This is a genomic window from Mycobacteriales bacterium (genome assembly GCA_035533475.1).
GTDB lineage: Bacteria > Actinomycetota > Actinomycetes > DATLTS01 > DATLTS01 > DATLTS01.
The window spans coordinates 1-18087 of the sequence record DATLTS010000041.1; the positions used below are offsets into that span (position 1 = coordinate 1).

Sequence of the window (18087 nt, forward strand, 5' to 3'; positions counted from 1 at the left end):
TGTCGTGGGGAAGAACGACAATCTCTCAGAATTCCCGAGGAGTTGTCAACTTGTCGCCGGGAGCCCGAGCACCCCCTCTCGCCTGCATCGCAGCAACCGCCGGACCAACGGCGTGCTGAAGAACACGCGGGCTTTCATGCAGTGGCGACCAGGAACGTGATCCCGGTCGTATCGATAGGTAGCCGCATCGGGCCACCTCCTTCCGCCCTCATCGGGCGCTCAGGGGCACTGCTTGCTTGCAGTGCTTCAGATCGGACGAAGCACACGATGAAGGGACGGAGGGGACGCCGCATTACCTTTGCGAGGCACTCCACATGTCCTGGCTACGCTCGGAAGCGTCCGAAATGTCCAAGCAGTGCGAGGGTGTGCCCGTGCGGAACGATCGACTGCGGGATGCCATGCGGGTGGTGCACGTCTCCGAGGCGCAGGTCGCGCGGGATCTCCAGGTCGATCCCAAGACGGTGACCCGGTGGCTGAGGGAGGGCCGCCTACCGCGTGAGCAGCATCGGCGCGCGATCGCCCGCCTGCTACACGTCAGCCCAAACGTGCTCTGGCCGGACGTCCGACTGGCCGGCGCAGACAGCACAGGCGAACTCATCGCGGCCTACGCTCACCGCGCGGACGTCCCAACGCATCAGTGGCGGTCGATGTTCGCGGGGGCCGAGGAGCGGATCGACCTGCTCGGCTACGCCCTGCTGTTCTTGCCCGAGTCGTGTCCCGGCCTCGTCGACCTGCTCCGGCGCAAAGGCGAAGCCGGTGCCTGCGTGCGAATCTCCTTCGTCGATCCAAGCTGCGCCAGCGCCGTGGCGCGCGACGCCGAGGAGGGACTGTCCGAGGGTCTACTCGCCCGGATCCGAACGGCCATGAAGTACTTCCGAGGCGTCGAGGGCTGCGCCGGCGTCGACGTGCGCTGCCACACCGCCCCGATGTACAACTCGACCTTCCGTTGGGACGACGAGATGTTCGTGACACCTCACCTCTACGGGCTACCCGGCTACCACGCCCCGTTGCTCCACCTCAAACGCCGAGGAGAGGACGGCATCTTCGACAACTTCGCCGTCCACTTCGAAGCCCTCTGGACCGACTCCCTTCCGATTGTGTGGCCTTCGTGATCAAACGAACCGAGTACTACGACGACCCGACCGCACCGCAGCCGAACACCCTCGTGCCCGCTGCGTCCGCAATCATCGTGGACGACGACGGCGCAGTGCTCCTGCATCGCAGGGCCGATAGCGAACTCTGGTCAATCCCCGGCGGGGGCATGGAGATTGGGGAGAGCATCGCACGGACAGTTGCCCGGGAGGTCAAGGAAGAAACCGGCCTGGATGTGGCTATCGAGCGACTCGTGGGCATCTACTCCGACCCCCGGTTCGTCGTCGCGTACGCAGACGGCGAGGTTCGCCAACAGTTCTCGATCTGCTTCTCATGCCGGGTGGTCGGCGGGTCGCTAGCCGCCAGCGACGAGTCGAGCGAGGTCCGGTTCTTCCCGTCGAGCGAGGTGGCCGCGCTCCCCATGGGGCCGGGGACGCGGGTTCGCCTACGCGACTTTCAGGAAGGCGGTACAACGCCGGTTATCGCCTGATCGGGGCGATCTCCGAAGCGAGGGCAGCGAGTCGTCGGTCCACACCCTCGATACGAGACGCCAGGACGGGCAAACCCATCTTCAGCGACTGTGTGACCGGGTGGTCCGCGCCGTAACGGCGCTCGACGTCGTCTATCCGCGCCCGCAGTTCCATCGGCTGGCCGGAGGGCCCCGTGAGGACGTCGCAGTAGGTCAGAACGTCCGCGGTCAGCGACAGCTCTTCATCGAACTCGGTCAGTTCATCAGCGAGCCCGCGGATTTGGCCTTCCCAACAGCCCGCTGAATGGTAGGCAACCAGGTTGGCGAGCCGCTGCTCACCGAGTTCTCGCAGATGCCGGGCGCCGTCCAGGTGATGGAAGCCAGTCGTCGCGATACCCTCTGCGTAGCCGATGTCGTGCACGTAGGCGGCCGCTACGGCGACGTCCCGCTCGGCCTCGGGTAGCACAGCCACAGCTACCTCCGCGCGGTTCGCGACTGCCACGGTGTGCGCCCAGCGCCGACCAAGCGTGCGCAGCCGCGCCTCGGCATACGCTCTCGCCCACTCTGCTCCTGCCATCCTCGCACCGTAGACGACCTCACTCTTTCTCATCGGCCGGTGTCCACACTGGCCGGGCCCGTGCGCAGACCAAGGGACGTCGTAACCGGAGCGAGACGAGAGGGACTAGGAGAGTTGTTGTCGACTCCTTCAGGACGCGGCCTGCGGGCGGCCGCAAGCGGCCGTCCTCGGCCGCCTCGATGACCGGTGAGGCAGTGCGGGTTTCGGACTGCATAGCTGACGGACGAGGCGGCAGCAGGGCCCCTGCCGCTACCACGTCACGGGCCTGCCGCCTGCGCCAGCCCTGCCGACCAAAGTGTGTCGATACTTTCTTTACTTACATCAAGAGTCGCCGCGAAGGCCCGGAGTGCTTCCTCCCGATGTTCGGCAAGAAGGGCGCGCACCGCCTTCAGAACCCGAGGCGGCAGGGCGCCGGCCAGCAGCTCGCCGGAGACGAGGTCGACCGTCGCGTGTTCGGCGCCGCGCCGCACGCCGACGTGCGGTCGCTCGTGCCGCTCGGCAGCGTAGAAGTAGAGCCCGTAACCGGCGACAGTTGCCCAGCGAGGACTCACAGCGCCCCTACCCCTCGCCATCGCGCCTCGGGGAAAGCCTGGCAGAGCCTTCCGGCTCGATCGCCTGCAGCCGCCGATCTCGATCGCGGAGGCGGCAAGATCAACAGCCCCGAGCCAGCACACTGGCCGGGTCCCGGACGGCTAACCTCGATCTTTCACGGGAAGTCGCGCGACACGGGGGTTGAGAAGCCGAAAGTGCCTGCCCTGCAAGGGAAAATGGGCTTGTCGAAGAGTCCAACAACCCTCGCAGAGAGGCACCTCGTAGATGCAGAGTAACAGGGGTTCGGGTCGGGTCAAGGTCAGCGCGGACGGCACCGGGTTGGTGTCGCGGGCGGGGGCCGCGCTGCTGCGGGAGTTGGCCGACGAATGCGGGTTGACCAGCGGGTGGACCGAGGCGTTGCTGGACACATACCGGGCGGCGCCGATCCACCAGCCGGGGGCGGTGCTGCGGGACCTGGCGGTCGTGATCGCCGACGGTGGGGATGCGCTGGCCCATCTAGGTGTGCTGCGCGACCAGGCGAAGCTGTTCGGGGCCGTGGCCAGCGACCCGACCGCCTGGCGGGTAGTCCAGCGGGTGGACGCCACGCACCTGGGGCGGCTACGGGCGGTGCGCGCGAACGCGCGGGAGCGGGTATGGGCGGCCGGCGGCGGGCCGATGCTGTTCCGCGGGCGGCAGCTGATCGTCGACATCGACGCGACGATCTCGATCGCGCACTCGGAGAACAAGGAGAACGCGGCGGCGACCTGGAAGCACACCTTCGGATTCCACCCGCTGCTGTCCTACCTGGACCGGTCGGAGATCTCCGGCGGGGAGGCGCTGGCCGGGCTGCTGCGGGCGGGCAACGCCGGGAGCAACACCGCGGCCGACCACATCGAGGTGCTTGACCTGTCGCTGGCCGCGTTGCCGAACAACGTTCGGCCGGGCAACCGCAAAGGCATCCGGCTGCTGGTCCGCACCGACGCGGCCGGGGCGACGCACGCGTTCGCCACCGCGGTGCGCGACCGCGGGTGCGAGTTCTCCTTCGGGTTCCCGGTGGACGAGCGGGTGCAGCAGGCGGTGCTCGCGCTGCCGAAGCGGGCCTGGACGGAGGCGATCGAAGCCGACGGAACCGAGCGGGACGGGGCCTGGGTCGCCGAGATCACCAGCGCGATCGACCTGTCGGCCTGGCCGGAAGGCTCCCGGCTGATCGTGCGCAAGGAGCACCCGCACCCCGGCGCGCAACTGACCTTCACCGACGCCGACGGGTGCCGGGTGACCGCGTTCATCACCGACACGGTCGGCTGGCATGTCGCCGACCTGGAGATCCGCCACCGGGGGCATGCCCGGGTCGAGGACCGGATCCGGACCGGTAAGGACACCGGGCTGCGGGCCTTCCCGCTCACCGACTTCGCCGCCAACGCCTGCTGGCTCGAACTCGCCCTCACCGCCGCCGACCTGATCAGCTGGAGCCAAGCGCTGTGCTTCACCGGCGAACTGGCCAAGATCGAACCGGCCACCTTCCGCTACCGGATCTTCCACATGGCCGCCCGACTGACCCGGTCGGCCCGCACCTGGACGCTGCACCTGGACCGGGACTGGCCATGGGCCATCGCCCTGGAGCAAGCCTTCGCCCGGCTGCGCGCCGCACCCTGGCCGGCCTGACCCGAAGTACCCCAGGTCCTACTTCCCAGCGCCCCACCCGGAGCACGACCGCCGGCGACAGCCGGCCCCGAGGCATACCTCCAACCCGACCCCCCCGCGCTACCACCACACAGCGCCAACCAGCAGCCCGCACCAGGCGCCCAAAACGATCACTCAAATGATCAGCTGTGCCCAGCGTGAAAGATCAAGGCTAACTGTCGGGGGGTGGATCCGCGCTGAAGCCAGGCTCCCGCTGGGAGGCACGGGGGAGGGTGCTCGCGAACCCCGGCATCTGACGGGCCAGCGCCGCCCGATTGCCCTAGGAGCCGACGCCAGCTTATTCGGCAGCATGCGTCTTCGAACCACCTTCGCTTCGCGTGTCCATACCGCGCGATACTGGACGGGTGTCGCCACTCCTCATAGCGATGTCTCCACGCTACGAGGGGAAACCCCCTCAAGCAATCATCGCAATTTTCGCGATCGAGGTTAGTGGCGTCGAGCCACTTTTAGTTGGCCACCACCGCGGACCGCAACTTGGCCACGGACAGCCTTGGCCCCGTTCCTATCTTTCGCGTATGAGAACCAGAATTGCCAACGCGATGCCGATTAGAAATGTGATACAACCCACTGCGATCAAGGCGGCTATGCCATCGGGCACCTTCCCGGTGACGACACTGGTGATGACCCCTGCCAGAACAGCGGTAGGAACCATGCTCACTGCCGCAAATCCAATGCGACGTCTTTGCTGGGGGGTCGCCGGCCGAAAAGCCGAACCGCGGCGCCGTCCCTGTCCGTTGGGTTGATCGGGACTTTGAGAGGCAGTCACGACATTGCGCTCCATGGCTTGTAGCCGATCCGCCGAATCCCTAGAAACTGATTCCCGCAGTTAACAGAATATTTCGCAAAAACCAACTGCCAACAATCCGACGCCGATTACTCCCAAGCCAATCCCGGTGAATGCGGCGAATCCCACACCTAGGCCGGAGACTCCGGCAAAGGACACACCTGCACCTAAGTCGCCACCCGTGATAGCGGCGCCTGCCAAACCAAAGCCAAAAACACTCTGACTAACGCCCTCGAAGATTGCCTCGGCTGCACTAAAAGCATTCTGACCAGTTGGATCGGTGAGGTTGATCGGGTTGTCATTCGCGTAGACATACGGATCAACTGATGCCGGGTTCGAAATACTCCCCGCGACCGAGTCTTGTTGGGTAAATCTGCCGACGGCCTGGTTGTAATAGCGGTCGCCCATTTTGGCGAGCCCGGTGACGGTCTGGTAGTAGCTGCTTGCGTATTCCCAGGGGTTGGTGGTGTCGAGGCTGCCACTTTGGCTGGTGACATTGCCATAGGGGTCGTAGGTATATAGGGCGGTGTCGGTAAGACCGCTCGAACTAGTGACGCCGATGACGCTGCCGAGGATGTCGGGGGTGTAGTAGTTGTTGGTGGAGCCGGATCCGGCGCCTTGCCGCAGGCCGATCAGGTTGCCTTTGTTATCGCGGGTGAAGTAGATCGGGTCGCTGCGCCCGGTGAGCCCGAGTAGGCCGTTGAGGTAGGTGACGCCGCCGCTGGCGGTGCGTTCCGACTGGCCGGTGTCGGCGTAGGTGAAGGTGTGCGATCCGACGGCGGTGGTCTGGTTTTTCGCGTTGTAGGTGGACACGGTCGCACCGGATGGGGGACTGGCGCAGCTGTAGCTGGTGCCGGTGCTGGTCGCACTCCAGCAGGTGTTGCCGTCGCCGTCGTAGAGGTAGTCGGTGTTCCCGGACGGCCCCGGGTTGGATGTGCAGTTCGAACCGGGGCTGGGAATCGTCCCGCTGCTCGTTCCGGACCAGCAGAGCTGGTCGGCGTTGTTGTAGCCGTAGTAGACGGTGGAGACGCCGGTGTGGGTGGCCTGGGTGAGATTCCCGACCGCGTCGTAGGTGTAGCCGAGGGTGGTCGTGCCGGTGACCGCGCTGGTCAGCTGGTCAAGGGCGCTGTAGCCGTAGCTGGTCTTCGTCCCGGCCTGGTCGGTGACTGACTGGATCAGTGCGGAGTCCGTCGACGCGGAGGTGGTGTAGCTGTAGGTGCGGGACAGGAACGTGGTCCCCAGCGGGCGTTTCGCGGTGACCGAGGTTTCCCGGCCGGAGCTGTCGTAGCCGATCGCGATCGACTCCCCGGACGGGTAGTTCACCGCGGTGCGCTGGTTGTTCGCGTTGTCGGCGAAACCGGTGCACACCGTGGTGTTCGGGAAACTCGGCGCGGTCGGGTAGGCCGCGCAGGACCCGCCCGGTTCGGTGAGGTCCCACAGGTTGTTCGACGGGTCGTAGTGGTAGGACACCGTGCCGCCGGCGTCGGTGTAGCTGGTGATGTTGCCGGCCTTGTCGTAGGTGACCGTCGAGGTCGTGGCGTCGGGGAAGGTCTTCTGGTACACCCGGCCGAGCCCGTCGAGGGTCCAGCTGGTGGTGCCCGTGTTGTCCAACCGGGACGTCAGGTTACCGTCGGTGTCGTAGGTGTAGCCGATGCAGTTACCGGCGGCGGCGGCCGACGACGAGCAGGGGCTGGCGGTGTACCCGCCGAAGCCGAGTTCGATGATCCGCCCGAGCGGGTCGTAGAAGTAGCTGGTTTTCTGGCCCTTCCCGTCGGTGACGCTGCTGACCAGGTTGGTGTTCGCGTCGATCGCGACGCTGCTCGCCGGACGGGGGGCCGGCGGGGTGATCGAGGACAGGTTGCCGTTGCTGTCATAGCCGTAGGTGGTTGTGTTCCCCCGCCCGTCGGTGGTCGTGCACAGCTCGCCGGCTTTCCCACCGCACGAGGGCACCCCGCTGTCGCCCTGATAGGCGTCGGACAGATGCGTGCCGCCGGTCTTCCCCGCGCAGCCGGAGGCCTGCCCGGTGTACACGTCGGTCTGGTTCCCGGCGCTGTCGTAGGAGTAGGCGGTGCAATTGCTCTGCGGGTCGGTCGCGGCGTTCGGCCAGTAGTCGCTGCTCGGGAATGGCGCGTTGCCACTCGCCGTCGGGTAGCCGAGGTTCGTCGTGGCGCCGCTGGTGCTGCCCTCGGCGGGCAGCTGGATCGACTTGAGGTTGTTCAGGTTGTCATAGGCGAGGGTGACGGCGTTGCCGGGGCTCATCGCGTCGGTGAACATCGACGGGTGATCATCCCCGCTCCAGGTTCCCTGGTGCGCGTGCCCGAGCGGATCGGTGACCTTGGTCACCTTCAACTCGTCCGTTTCGAAGGTGTACGTCGTCGCGTGACTGTTCGCATCGGTGACGGTCGCCTCGTGCGTCGTGTAGTTCGTCGCGAACGTGTCACACGGCGTGGTGGAGGTGTGCGGGTCCGGCCGGCACACGCTGGACACCACACCGTAGGTGTAGGTGATCTCGATCTGCCGCCCGGCCGGGCTGGTGATCAAATTCAGCTGGTCGTTACTGTCATAGCCGTAGGAGGTGGTCTTGCCGTTCGCGTCCACCACGGACGTCAACAACGTGTGCCCATCCGGGGCGGTGCTGTAGTCGTAGGTCACCGTGCGGCCCGCCGCATCCGTCGCGGTTTCCAGGTAGCCGTACCCGGCGCCGGCGGACCAGTAGCTGGTCGTGTACGCCCGGCCTTCGGTGTCGGTCCAACCGTCCAAATCCTCATCCGACGTCGGATCGTTCACGGTGATCGTGTTGCCGTTGCGGTCCTTCACCGAAGTCAGCTCGTGTGGGGAGAAGGTCTGCACCAGCCCGCCGCCGTGCCCGGTGAGGGTGTAGCTGTTCGACCCGGACGTGTACACCAAGTCCGCGTCGATCCCGGCGGGGCCGTGAAATGCGAGCCGTCGCCAGTCGGGGTGAACGTCCACGCCGTGCCGGTCGGACCGTAGTAGGTGATGCTGCCGTCCCCCCACACCCCCAGCGACGTGTCCGAGCTCGGCGACAGGCCCCAACCCTGACCGAGGTAGCCGGTCAGGTTGTACGGGCCGGCCCCGGAGTTGTACGCGCGGGTCAGCTGGAAGTTCTGCCCGACCCCGGTCACCGAATCGTCGTTCGCCTCCAGCACCGCGTTGCCGCTGACCACATCGACCTTGACTGTCTCCTTGTCATCGACCGGGTAACTCCGGTAAGTCGCGATCGGGCGGTCCCCGGTCGGCATCTGCCAGTACACCGTCAAATACGGGGTCTGCCCGGCCGGCGCGGTGTTGTCGGTCACACACAGCTTGCCGGCCGACGACGTTTCGCTCGTCGCCTTGATCAGGAACCCATCCTGCGGGTGGTCACCGTGCAGCCAGGCCGCGACCAGCGCCGTCGGGTACAGGTGCGCGTAGCCACTCGTCGTGGTCACCGTCGCGGCCACCGTCGGGCCGCCGCTGATCGTGTCCCCACCCGCGTTCGTCCAGCTATTCGTGCCGTCGTAGGTGTTCCAGGTCACCCCGCTCGGGGTGAACGCCCGCGACAGGCCCAGCGCGGTGATCGACACCGAGCCGGTGTTCGACGTCACGTACAACCCCAAATCAGCGTTGAGGACCTGCACCTCGGGCGGCAGGTTGCCGGTCACGTCGTAGCTCATCAGCACCCGCTGGTAGGCGGTGTACGTGCCGTCGTAGCCGATGCACATCGGGGTTACCCCGTCGAAGTTCGTGCTCGCCTGGGACCCGCCCTCGATGTAGCTGTCGCCGGTGTCGCTCAGGGTCACGCTCGGATCCACCACGACCGGGAACACCCGGGCCGGCGCCGCCAGCCAACCCGGATTCACCGTCAGCGTCACCGTCGGCGCGGCGGCGGTACCGCCGAGGGTGTAGGAGACCGGGCCCGGATCAGCGACCACGGTTGACCCGGAGTCCCTGACCACCGGCGTCGGCAAGCGCAACCGGGCGGTTCCGGTAGCATCCAGCACCTCGAGGCCGCCGCCGCTGGCCACGAGCCGCGCGCCGCTCGGCAACCCGAGACTGAAGGTGAACCGGGAGCCGGCCGCCGCCGACGCCAAACTCAACGTTTCCTTTGGGCCCTGCCCCGTCGCCGTCTCGGTCAGCGTCACCCCCGGCAGCGCGTCCGGGTAGGTCACGGTGGCACCCGACACCGACCCGGCGCCGGTCGCCCCCTGCAAAGCCATCGACACGCTGAACCCACCGACGGCGACACCCACGGCTCCGGAAGCGTCGCTCGGCACGGTCAGGGCGTACCGGTCCGCCCGATTCCGCCAGCCCGACCCGGCGGGGTTCGCGATCAACGAGTCGTCGATCTTCTGCCAGGCCCCCGAGGTGTCCCGGTAGTTCACCGGCGTCGGGAAAATCAACGTCTTGTAGGCATGCCCGGACACGTACGTCCGCGACGTCGCCCGCCGCAGCGAACTCACCTCTCCGTCGCGCGCGACCTGGCCCGAAGTCGGCGTGCCCACCCCCGCAGCCGACCCCGTGCTCACCGGCGCCGGCGGCGGTGCCGACGCCGCCCGCGCGGCAACCGGTGCCGCGACCGGCACCAACAGCGCCGACAGCACCGCCCCAACCGACAACACCGCCCGGCCAGACAGGCCCCCAGTTAGCACACCCCGCCGCCGGGCGGCGTGACGACCCCCACGAGCAGGCTCAAACATCGCGACCTCCGCGTAGGTGTGAAGCTGCCAGCCCGACCACGTCGACGAGCTCGACCACTGACTGGACCCAGACAGCCGGCGCCAGGCGGTGTTCAGCTGACCGCGGGGCGTCAATCTGTGGCAGCACCATCGGCAAGCGTGTCATCGGCTCACAGCTCCCCGATGCCGGTCGCTGGCCGAAACCCGAAGCCGGCAAGGCGGCCTCTCGCCCGCGGACAGTAGGTCGCCGGGCCTGTCCCCGCTGGAGATTGAAGCGCGATCGGTGCTGAGAGGGGCGAACCCCTCGTCCCTACAACCGCCATCGGAGACGCCGCCAGCGGCATCGACTCGGTCGATGCTGCCGCTCCTGCCACGCCAGGTCGGCTCCGCGCCCGAAGGTAATCGGTAGCGCTATCCGCAGCCAGCAACCAAGACAGTCCACTGCGGGCAGCCGCCACGGTCATCGGCCGGCAAGCGAACGCCCGGAGGCGTGGTCGGCGCCCGGCAAGAGACGATGGTCGGAGACGCCAGGGCCTTGAGCGACCCTCGGTTAGGTCGGGCGCAATGTTCGTATTTGCGACCGCGACTCGGTCACAAAGCGGATCCGCCATGGTCTCGCCGCCTGAGGCGTCAGCTAGTCACGGAGCGGCGAGGGGAGCATGAGGTCCGGACAGACCCAGGCGCGCTGAGCGCCGCAGTGTTGCACGACACGACCACGAAAACAAGTCGCCTGGTGTTCTCGTCAATCTCGCGCCGTCCCAGCGCCGCGAGGTTGCACACCGCGGGTCCCCGAATACCGCGCAACGGGAACCCGCAAGACGACTTAGCTTAGGCAACTGCCGACATCAAGATCGTCGTGCCAGAGTTGTGCCAGAAGCAACGGCTGGCAGCAGGGTCACACGGGCAGTACGGGGCAGCTAATCGAGACCGACGCGATCATCGCCCATGCGCGTTTCCGCAGGTGAGCGAGGTTCCAGCAGATGGTGGCAGGTGTTGGGTTCGAACCAACGTAGGCTTAGCCGACGGTTTTACAGACCGCTCCCTTTGGCCGCTCGGGCAACCTGCCGTCCGTCGCCGGGGCGACGCGGTTCGAGGATATCGGACGGGCGGCAGCGCAGCGCCCCACAGGGAGGGCGGCATAGGTGGCGGACCCGTCGTTCGACGTAGTGAGCAAGGTCGACCGCCAGGAGGTCGACAACGCCCTCAACCAGGCTGCCAAGGAGATCGGGCAGCGCTACGACTTCAAGGGGACCGGGGCGGCGATCACGTGGTCCGGCGAGACCGTCGAGATCCGGGCCAATGCCGACGACCGGGTCCGCGCGGTTCTCGACGTGTTCCAGGAGAAACTGATCCGACGCGGGGTGTCCCTCAAGGCCCTGGACCACGAAGACCCGGAACCGGCCGCTGGCGGAACGTCCCGGCTCGTGATCCGGATCCAGCAGGGCATCGCCGACGAGCAGGCCAAAGCGATCGCGAAGCGGATCCGCACCGACGGCCCCAAGGGGGTCCAGGCGCAGATCCAGGGGGATCAGCTGCGGGTGAGCGGGAAGAAACGAGATGACCTGCAAGCCGTCATCGCGATGCTTCGCGAAGCCGACTTCGGGGTGCCGTTGCAGTTCGTCAACTACCGCTAGCTCCCGGACTCGGCGGCTTCGCTCGGGAGCGCGCCACCCGGAGCGGCTGGGACGGTGCCCATCCAGTCCCGGAGCTGGGGCAACTCGTGGGTCAGGTCGCCGAGCAGAGCCGCCGGGTAGGCGTACTCGGGCGACCAGAACAACGCGTCGAACGGGCAGGCCTCGATGCAGATACCGCAATACATGCACAGGCTGAAGTCGATGGCGAAACGGTCGAGCACATTCCGGACCTGCCGGCGCCGGCCGGCTGGCTGCGGGGTGGCTTCCTGGTGCCCCTCGATGAGGATGCACCAGTCCGGGCACTCCCGGACACAGATCATGCAGACCGTACAACTTCCCTCGTCGAGGGCGATGACGCCTCGGCCGGCCGGCTGCGGCCGCTCTTCGGCGGCCGCCTCCAGCCGAACCTCGAACTCGCTCATGCCGGGCCCGGCGTTGGCGGGTCGCCCGCCCCCGGCGGGACAAGACGTCGGCGGCCGGATGTCACCGCCGGATCGGGATCGAGGGCTCCGGGCCAGTCCCGGCGGCGAGCCGCAAGGACGAAATCCTTGCGCAGCGGGTTCCCCTCAAAGCCGTCCGGTAGCAGCAGCGGGGCGAGGTTGGCATGACCTGGGAAATCGATGCCGAACATCTCGTGGGTCTCCCGCTCGTGCCAGTCGGCGCCGGCCCAGACCGACGTCAAGGAGTCCAGCTGCGGGCGCGCCGAGGGGATCCGGGTGCGGAGCAGGACCGCGCACCGCCCGCTGATCGACCACAGGTGAGCGGCGACGATGAAGTCGCCCGCATCCTCGTAGGCGCTGAGCCAGTCGAAGAAGCCGAAACCGAGGTCGTCCCGATCATGCAGCGCGGTCGCGGCGCTCACCCAGCGATCCGCGGCTACCTCCAACGTGACCAGCCCGAACCCGCGGTGGATCCGGGCGGAGCCGTCCACCGTGGCCAGCCGCTCGTGGACCTCAGCCACCGGCGTCTCCGGCGCCCAACCTGTGTAGCGCGTCCAACAAGGCCTCGGGACGGGGCGGACATCCCGGGACATACAGGTCGACCGGCACCAGTTGATCGACTCCTTTCGTCACACAGTAGGAGTCCCAGTACGGGCCGCCAGAGTTGGAGCAGGCACCGAAAGAGATGACCCGGGAGCCCGCCGGCAACTCCTCGTAGATCTCCCGGACAACCGGCGCCAGCTTGTCGGTCACCGTGCCGGCGATGACCAGCACGGTCACCGGCCCTCGGCCGGGGGCCACGGGCTCCGGGCTCGTGCGGGCGGCCAGGGCCCGCAAGGCGGCGGCCGACACCTCGACCGCACAGCAGGCGAGACCAAGGCTCACGACGGACAGGCGGTACTCGCGACCATAGGTCAGGTTCAGCCGGACAGGGGCGCCTAGGGCAGACGTGGGCGCGGTCGGTGTCACCCCCTGATTGTGGCCCGGATCGACCACGGGCGCCCGAGGGCGTCGAGCGGACGTACGATGAGGACAGGCGCGGGTGCGGAAGCCGCTGCGCGCCAGGGAGGTTTTCCACCGTGAGCAAGCAGGTCCGTCAGCTCGACCGCGTCATCATCCGGTTCGCGGGGGACTCCGGGGACGGCATGCAACTCACCGGGGACCGGTTCACCTCGGAGACGGCTTCCCTCGGAAACGACCTGTCCACCCTGCCCGACTTCCCGGCCGAGATCCGTGCCCCGGCCGGCACGCTCCCCGGAGTGTCGGCTTTCCAACTGCACTTCGCAGATCACGACATCATGACGCCAGGTGACCGGCCCGACGTCCTCGTCGCGATGAATCCCGCCGCGCTCAAGGCCAACCTGCGCGACCTGCCGGCCGGGGCGGACATCATCGTCAACACCGACGAGTTCACCGCCCGGAACCTGGCCAAGGTCGGATATGGGGCCAACCCGCTCGAAGACGGCTCGCTGGACGCCTACCGCGTGCACGCCATCGCGTTGACGTCCATGACCGTGACGGCACTCGAGCAGTTCGATCTGGGTAAGAAGGAAGCCGAGCGGGCGAAGAACATGTTCGCCCTGGGGCTGCTGTCCTGGCTTTACAACCGCCCGACCGAGGCGACCGAGAGGTTCCTTGTCATCAAGTTCGCCAAGGCCCCGGAGATCGCACAAGCGAACGTGGCGGCGTTCCGGGCCGGCTACGCCTTCGGTGAGACTACCGAGTCCTTCTCGGTGCGATACGAGGTCAAACCGGCGCCGCTCCCGCCCGGGCACTATCGCAACATCTCGGGCAACGTCGCGCTCGCCTACGGGCTGATTGCCGCATCACGGCTGTCCGGCCTCCCCCTCTTTCTCGGTTCCTACCCGATCACGCCGGCGAGCGACATCCTGCACGAGCTGTCCAAGCACAAGCAATTCGGCGTGCGCACCTTTCAAGCGGAGGACGAGATCGCCGGAATCGGCGCCGCCCTCGGCGCCGCGTTCGGCGGATCGCTCGGCGTCACCACCACGTCGGGTCCTGGCGTAGCGCTCAAGTCGGAGACGATCGGGCTCGCGGTCTCGCTAGAACTTCCGTTGCTCATCTGCGACATCCAGCGCGGCGGGCCCTCCACCGGACTACCGACGAAGACCGAGCAGTCCGACCTTCTGCAGGCCATGTTCGGCCGAAATGGCGAGGCCCCCGTGCCGATCGTCGCTCCCCAGTCGCCGGCCGATTGCTTCGCCGCGGTCATCGAAGCGGCGCGGATCGCGACCAAGTACCGAACCCCCGTGTTCCTGCTGTCCGACGGGTACCTAGCCAACGGCTCCGAACCGTGGCAGATCCCGGACGTTGGCGAGCTGCCGGACCTCCGAGTGGAGTTCGCCACCGAGCCGAACGCGGTCGACGATGCAGGGGCTCCGGTTTTCTGGCCGTTCAAACGGGACCCCGAGACGCTGGCCCGCCCATGGGCCGTACCGGGGACCCCAGGTCTCGAACACCGAATCGGCGGCCTGGAGAAAGCAGACGGCTCGGGCAACATCTCCTACGACCCGGCGAACCACGACACGATGGTCCGGCTCCGTGCCGCGAAGGTCGACGGGATCGCCCGGGACATCCCGGAACTCGAGGTCGACGACCCGGACGGCGACGCCACGGTCCTCGTTCTCGGTTGGGGGTCTACGTACGGCCCAATCGGCGCGGCCTGCCGGCGAGTCAGGTTGGCCGGAGCCGCGGTGGCCCAGGCGCACCTGCGCCATCTCAATCCGTTCCCCGCCAATACCGGGGACGTACTACAGCGGTACCGCAAGGTGCTGATACCGGAGATGAACCTAGGCCAGCTCGCGCTTTTGCTGCGGGCCCGCTACCTCGTCGATGCGATCTCCTACAACCAAGTCCGAGGCTTGCCGTTCAAGGCGGACGAGCTCGCGGGCGTGATTCAGGACGTGATCGAACAATGACCGAGAGCACGGGCCGCCGGACGGCCCTCGACCTGGTCCCGCGAAGCGACGAACGGTACGTGGCCAAGGACCTCAAGACCGACCAGGATGTCCGGTGGTGCCCCGGCTGCGGTGACTATGCCATCCTCGCCGCGGTTCAGGGCTTCCTCCCGGAACTGCAGCTTGCCCGGGAGAATCTGGTCTTCGTTTCCGGGATCGGATGCTCCTCCAGGTTCCCGTACTACATGAACACCTACGGGTTGCACTCGATCCACGGTCGGGCTCCCGCGATCGCAACCGGCCTGGCCACCGCGCGGCCGGACCTGTCCGTATGGGTGGTAACCGGCGACGGCGACGCGCTTTCGATCGGCGGTAACCACCTGATCCACGCCCTGCGCCGCAACGTCAATATCACCATCCTGTTGTTCAACAACCGGATCTACGGCCTCACCAAGGGCCAGTATTCGCCGACTAGCGAACTGGGCAAAGTGACCAAGTCGACGCCGCTCGGTTCACTGGATCACCCGTTCAACCCGGTGTCGCTAGCGCTGGGCGCGGAGGCCGGCTTCGTGGCCCGCACCCTGGACTCGGACCGCAAGCATCTGACCGCGGTTCTGCGCGCGGCGGCTCAACACCGTGGCACGTCTTTCGTGGAGATCCTGCAGAACTGCAACATCTTCAACGATGGTGCCTTCGATGCGGTCAAGGATCCCGCCACGCGGGATGAAGCGACGATCCGACTGGAGCACGGCCAGCCGATCAGGTTCGGGACGGACGCGGCGCGCGGCGTAAAGCTCACCGGCCGAGGGGGGCTCGAGATCTGCGCCGGCGACGATCCGGAACTCCTGGTGCACGACGCGCACGCGCCCGAACCCGCAATCGCCTTCATGCTTTCCCGGTTGGGCAACATCGATGATCGGCCGACGCCGATCGGCGTCTTTCGCGACGTCGACCGCCCGGTCTATGACGACCTAGTCCGGGAACAGATCGCCCAGGCGACTGCGGTGAACGGCGACGGCGAGTTGGCCACGCTGCTGGCCAGCGGCGACACCTGGGCGATCAACTGACCCCCGGGTCGCCGAACCAAGGAGCGCCGTGCCCCCCGACCCATGGCACATCCCGGAACGTGATGCGCTGCGCGGACTGACCCGGTCGTTCACCGAGCGGGAGATAGTGCCCTTCCTCGCCGAATGGGAGAAGGTGGGCGAGGTCCCCCGCAGCCTGCATATCGCGGCCGCGGAGGCCGGCCTGCTCGGCTTGGGCTTCCCGGAGGCCGTCGGCGGGAGCGGCGGCGACCAGATTGACGTCGCCGTCATGACGGAGGCGATGATCGGTTCCGGGGCATCGACCGGACTGATTGCCGCACTGTTCACCCACGGCATCGCCGTGCCGCACATCGTGTCGAACGGAGACCCCCACCTCATCGACCGCTACGTGCGGCCCACGCTCGCTGGGGAGATGGTGGGCGCCCTCGCGGTGACCGAACCCGATGGCGGCTCGGATGTCGCCGCGGTGCGCACCCGGGCCGAACGCCACGGCGACAGCTACCGGGTCAATGGCGCGAAGACGTTCATCACCTCCGGCGCGCGGGCAGATTTCGTCACGACCGTGGTTCGGACCGGAGGGGCCGGCCACGCCGGGCTGTCGCTGCTCGTCGTGGACACCGATCGGCCCGGCTTCCAGGTCGTCCGCCGCCTGGAGAAGATGGGCTGGCGCTGCTCGGACACGGCGGAGCTGGGCTACGTAGACGTGTCGGTACCGGCGGGAAACCGAATCGGCGAGCCCGGCTCCGGATTCGTCCAGGTGGCCCGGCAATTCGTCGGCGAGCGGCTCGCCCTGGCCACCCAGGCGCATGCAACCGCGCAGCGTTGCGTGGATCTCACGGTCGGTTGGGCCCGGGAACGTCAGGTCTTCGGTGGCGCCCTGATCCGCAAGCAGGCCGTGCGGCATCGGCTCGTCGACATGGCTCGACGCACCGCCGCAGCCGCTACCTACACCCGCTGGGTCCTCGAACGCCATGTCGAAGGCGCGGCTAGTTTCGTCGAAGCGGCGATGGCGAAGAACACCGCCGTCGAGGCCTGCGATTTCGTGGTCGCCTCCGCAGTCCAGTTGCACGGAGGGGCCGGCTACATGGCCGACATGGAGGTCGAGCGGCACTACCGCGACGCGAAGATCCTGGGCATCGGTGGCGGGGCCACTGAGGTCATGAACGACCTGATCGCCAAAGGGCTCGGCTGGTAGGGCCCGGTTGCCCGGCTTAGCCGGTACGGGCCACGACCGCGACACAGAGCGCTTCGAGGGCTGCCTTCGCGGCGATCGGAGGCAGCGGCGCAAGCGCGGCGTGCGCCTCGGAGGCCCAGCCGGAAAGCAGCTGACGTGCCTCGTCCATCGCCGGGTGGACGCGCAGGCCGCGCAGCGCCTCGGCGTGCTCGGATTCGCCCGACAGGTCGGCACCGAGCAGCTCCCGGAGCCGGGTGCCCGCTGGATCGCGAGAGCGCATCGCGAGCAGGACAGGCAGCGTGCGCACCCCCTCGCGGAGGTCGGTCCCAGGAGTCTTGCCGGACTGATCGGAATCGCTGGCCACGTCGAGCAGGTCGTCCGAGAGCTGGAATGCGACCCCGATCCGTTCGCCGAACCGGGCGAGGCATTCGACGGTCGCCTCGTCGGCGCCGGACAGCAGGCCGCCGAACCGGGCGCAGGTCCCGATCAGCGAACCGGTCTTGTCGGCGACCACACGCAGATAGTGGTCCACCGGGTCGCGACCGGGCTCCGGGCCCACCGACTCCCGGATTTGACCCTGCACGAGGCGTTCGAAGGTCCGCGCTTGGATCCGGACCGCCTCCGGACCCAGGTCGGCGAGGATGTCCGAGGCACGGGCGAACAGGAAGTCGCCGGTGAGGATCGCCACGGTGTTCCCCCAACGGGTGTTCGCGCTGATCGCGCCCCGGCGAAGGGTCGCCTCGTCCATGACGTCGTCGTGGTAGAGCGTGGCCAGGTGCGTGAGTTCCACCACAACCGCAGCCGGGACGACACCCGGCGCGTGCGGATCGGCGAACTGGGCGGCGAGCAGCAGCACCAGCGGGCGAAAGCGCTTGCCCCCCGCCTGAACAAGGTGCCGCGAGGTTTCCGTGACGAACGGGTAGTCGCTCTTCACCGCCTCGCGGAGGCATGTCTCGACTCCGGTCAGGCCATGCCGCACATCCGCCTCGAGGACAGCGTCCTGAAAGGTCACGCCGAGATCGTGAAGCACCGGCACGGTGGGAAG

General features: G+C 67.5%; 14 protein-coding genes, 1 tRNA gene and 1 pseudogene. 7 read left to right on the forward strand and 9 right to left on the reverse strand.

The genetic code is table 11. The features are described from left to right. Positions 1-371: 371 nt before the first annotated feature. Together VNG13_08630 and VNG13_08635 are read left to right on the forward strand one after the other, a co-directional pair. Positions 372-1112 carry a hypothetical protein gene (locus VNG13_08630; protein HVA60588.1) on the forward strand — a complete coding sequence of 247 codons (741 nt, stop codon included), beginning with the start codon at positions 372-374 and terminating at the stop codon, positions 1110-1112. Continuing rightward, the gene (locus VNG13_08635; protein ID HVA60589.1) at positions 1109-1582 is read left to right on the forward strand and encodes an NUDIX domain-containing protein; all 474 of its coding nucleotides are present in this window, start codon (positions 1109-1111) and stop codon (positions 1580-1582) included. Before VNG13_08630 ends, VNG13_08635 begins: the two co-directional genes overlap by 4 nt. Here VNG13_08635 and VNG13_08640 read toward each other — a convergent pair. Together VNG13_08640 and VNG13_08645 are read right to left on the reverse strand one after the other, a co-directional pair. After that, the gene (locus VNG13_08640; protein HVA60590.1) at positions 1572-2138 is read right to left on the reverse strand and encodes an HD domain-containing protein; all 567 of its coding nucleotides are present in this window, start codon (positions 2136-2138) and stop codon (positions 1572-1574) included. The two genes, VNG13_08635 and VNG13_08640, sit on opposite strands and share 11 nt — an antisense overlap. Positions 2139-2395: 257 nt before the next feature. After that, positions 2396-2689, reverse strand: coding sequence for a DUF4160 domain-containing protein (locus tag VNG13_08645; GenBank protein ID HVA60591.1), 294 nt, complete (start codon positions 2687-2689; stop codon positions 2396-2398). A gap of 265 nt (positions 2690-2954) precedes the next feature. Here VNG13_08645 and VNG13_08650 point away from each other — a divergent pair, with 265 nt between their 5' ends. Next, positions 2955-4331, forward strand: a complete 1377-nt coding sequence (locus tag VNG13_08650) for an IS1380 family transposase (GenBank protein ID HVA60592.1) — start codon at positions 2955-2957, stop codon at positions 4329-4331. An 865-nt stretch (positions 4332-5196) separates the two neighbouring features. On the opposite strand, the gene VNG13_08655 is transcribed toward VNG13_08650, so the two are convergent. The 3 genes from VNG13_08655 to VNG13_08665 form a co-directional block, all read right to left on the reverse strand. Further along, positions 5197-8058, reverse strand: a complete 2862-nt coding sequence (locus VNG13_08655) for an RHS repeat-associated core domain-containing protein (GenBank protein HVA60593.1) — start codon at positions 8056-8058, stop codon at positions 5197-5199. Further along, positions 7977-9755 (reverse strand): DNRLRE domain-containing protein, encoded by a 1779-nt coding sequence (locus VNG13_08660; GenBank protein ID HVA60594.1) that lies wholly within the window; start codon positions 9753-9755, stop codon positions 7977-7979. Before VNG13_08660 ends, VNG13_08655 begins: the two co-directional genes overlap by 82 nt. 1056 nt (positions 9756-10811) lie before the next feature. After that, positions 10812-10896: transfer RNA gene (locus VNG13_08665), tRNA-Tyr, on the reverse strand. Positions 10897-10972: 76 nt separating this feature from the next. Here VNG13_08665 and VNG13_08670 point away from each other — a divergent pair. Further along, positions 10973-11464: a YajQ family cyclic di-GMP-binding protein gene (locus VNG13_08670; GenBank protein ID HVA60595.1), complete on the forward strand. Its 492-nt coding sequence runs from the start codon at positions 10973-10975 to the stop codon at positions 11462-11464. On the opposite strand, the gene VNG13_08675 is transcribed toward VNG13_08670, so the two are convergent. From VNG13_08675 to nuoB, 3 genes are read right to left on the reverse strand one after another with little or no spacing between them, the layout of a single operon-like run. Then, a complete protein-coding gene (locus VNG13_08675) occupies positions 11461-11886 on the reverse strand; it encodes a 4Fe-4S binding protein (protein HVA60596.1) in 426 nt (141 codons plus the stop codon). The two genes, VNG13_08670 and VNG13_08675, sit on opposite strands and share 4 nt — an antisense overlap. After that, positions 11883-12425 (reverse strand): NADH-quinone oxidoreductase subunit C, encoded by a 543-nt coding sequence (locus tag VNG13_08680; GenBank protein HVA60597.1) that lies wholly within the window; start codon positions 12423-12425, stop codon positions 11883-11885. The genes VNG13_08675 and VNG13_08680 overlap by 4 nt, the downstream gene beginning before the upstream one ends. Beyond that, positions 12418-12873 (reverse strand): NADH-quinone oxidoreductase subunit NuoB, encoded by a 456-nt coding sequence (nuoB, locus tag VNG13_08685; GenBank protein ID HVA60598.1) that lies wholly within the window; start codon positions 12871-12873, stop codon positions 12418-12420. Before nuoB ends, VNG13_08680 begins: the two co-directional genes overlap by 8 nt. Before the next feature lie 110 nt (positions 12874-12983). On the opposite strand from nuoB, the gene VNG13_08690 reads away from it, so the two are divergent. The 3 genes and pseudogenes from VNG13_08690 (at position 12984) to VNG13_08700 (ending at position 17063) form a co-directional block, all read left to right on the forward strand. Then, entirely contained in the window at positions 12984-14843 is a 1860-nt protein-coding gene (locus VNG13_08690; protein HVA60599.1) for a 2-oxoacid:acceptor oxidoreductase subunit alpha, read from the forward strand. Between the two features lie 35 nt (positions 14844-14878). Then, positions 14879-15889, forward strand: a pseudogene (locus tag VNG13_08695) (2-oxoacid:ferredoxin oxidoreductase subunit beta). 28 nt (positions 15890-15917) lie between these two features. Beyond that, entirely contained in the window at positions 15918-17063 is a 1146-nt protein-coding gene (locus tag VNG13_08700; protein ID HVA60600.1) for an acyl-CoA dehydrogenase family protein, read from the forward strand. Between the two features lie 16 nt (positions 17064-17079). Here VNG13_08700 and VNG13_08705 read toward each other — a convergent pair whose 3' ends face one another. Next, complete coding sequence (locus tag VNG13_08705) at positions 17080-18078, reverse strand: polyprenyl synthetase family protein (GenBank protein HVA60601.1); 999 nt, start codon at positions 18076-18078, stop codon at positions 17080-17082. Positions 18079-18087: the final 9 nt, after the last annotated feature.